Origin of the sequence: uncultured Enorma sp. (genome assembly GCA_905210055.1) — a bacterium.
GTDB lineage: Bacteria > Actinomycetota > Coriobacteriia > Coriobacteriales > Coriobacteriaceae > Enorma.
In genome coordinates, this window is record CAJLVH010000223.1 from 1 (window position 1) to 1,672 (window position 1,672).

A 1,672-nucleotide genomic window follows, 5' to 3' on the forward strand; every position below is an offset into this window, starting at 1 on the left:
CCCGCAGGCGCTGTCGCGCCGGCTTCGCGCGCCGCCCCTCCCCCAGCTTTACCAGCGATCGCATGGTCGTATGCGTACATATCGAAAGCCTCCTTGTCGCTTCGAGCGAACAGCAGCGCGCACATGAACGGCGCCATGAGCGCCACCGGGTACGCGTAGCGGAAATATGTCGTGGCGTTGCACGGCCCCACGAGCGCCACCGCGAGCACCACCCAGGCGGCAGCGAGCATCGGGGCGAGCGGCGGGTCACGGCGTAGCCCGTGACGAGCACGAGCATCCAGTCGTACAGCGCCGCCTGCATGGTGAGGGTGGTGAGGGGAAAGCGCTGGAAGAAGAGGCGGTACCCCGAGCACATGGCGTCGAGAGCGCGCGAGATCGGGTTCGCGGCGGGCGCGAAGTCGAAATAGGGCGCCACAGCCGAACTGAACCAGTCGGTCGTGGTGCTCGCCATCGCCACACCGCTGAAATACGAGGTGTAGCTCCACCCCGTCGCCTGTCCCGCATAGAAATAGCCATAGTAGTTCGCGGCGGTGGCCGAGAGGAAACAACCTGGGTCTTCCGCGAACCAGCGCGCCCACACGCGCCAGAAACGGGCGAGGTCTTCGCTCGTCGCCCCTTCCCGATAGGTCGCCTTCACCGGATCGGACTTGTCGGGATTGTAGATAGCTGCGAGCTCGTTCGCATCGAGCACGGCGTCGACCGCGTGGAACTCCACCGACGTGACGAGCTCCGGTCGTTCACGCATGAAGCGGGAGATTTGCTGCACGGGAATCGAGAGCACCTCGCGCTTGCTCGCAGGCGAGATACCGAGCGCCGGGTAGACGATGCCCGAAAGCGCGCACGACACGAAGACCGCGACCATGAGGGCAACTGCCGGGTAGCGGCGCGTACCCGAGTGCTTCCTCACCAGCACCAGCGTCACCAGACACGCGAGCGCAACCGCGACGAGCATGCCGCTGCGCAGCAGCGCCGTGCCGAGGGCGGAAAGCAAAAGCGCCGTCACATGGCAGGACGGGAGGGCGGGATACGCCGGGCGCAGGCGATTCGCGAGCGCAGGCAAAGCGTCCTCCCCTGCGGCAAGCTTGGACAATCCGGTGCACGGCCGGACGCGCCACACGATATAGGCAAGCTCCATCGCGAACACGAGCAGCGCCGCCGCGAAGAGAACGTCCTTCGTTACGAGCACGCTGTAGTCCGAGAATGCCGGAACGAGCGCGATGAACGCGAGCGCGGCCAGACGCACGCGCGGACCTGCACCCATGAGCACAAGCAGGCGCAGCGCCCACGCGATGGCCGTGATATCGAGTGTCCATTGGAACAAGGCATACAGAAAGATGCCGGCGTTTTCGCTGCCGAAGAGCGCCATCCCTGCCTGCACGCACAAACCGACCATCGCGGTGTGGAGCAGCGGATGGTGCTGGGTGAGCAAAACGGCGGGATCGACGAGCTCGACCGAGGCGCTGATATGGTTGGGCAAACCGAACCACTGGAGTATCTGGGTGTTCGTGTCCCACATGAAGAGCGCGGGCGCATAGCCAATGAGCACCGGCAACCAAGCGATGGCGAGCATGATCGCGGGCGCAGCGAAGGGATGGCGGTCGAAGAGCGAGCACGTCCGCGCGACGATCCGGCGACCGGGCGTAAGGTGCACGTGCTCGGCTTTGGCTTGAGC

1 protein-coding gene is annotated in these 1,672 nt (G+C 65.5%); it reads right to left on the reverse strand.

What is annotated here, in order from left to right; translation table 11 throughout:
- The coding region (locus QZ079_RS09400) for a DUF6020 family protein (RefSeq protein WP_297037577.1) at window positions 1-1,672 on the reverse strand (1,672 nt) is incomplete at both ends.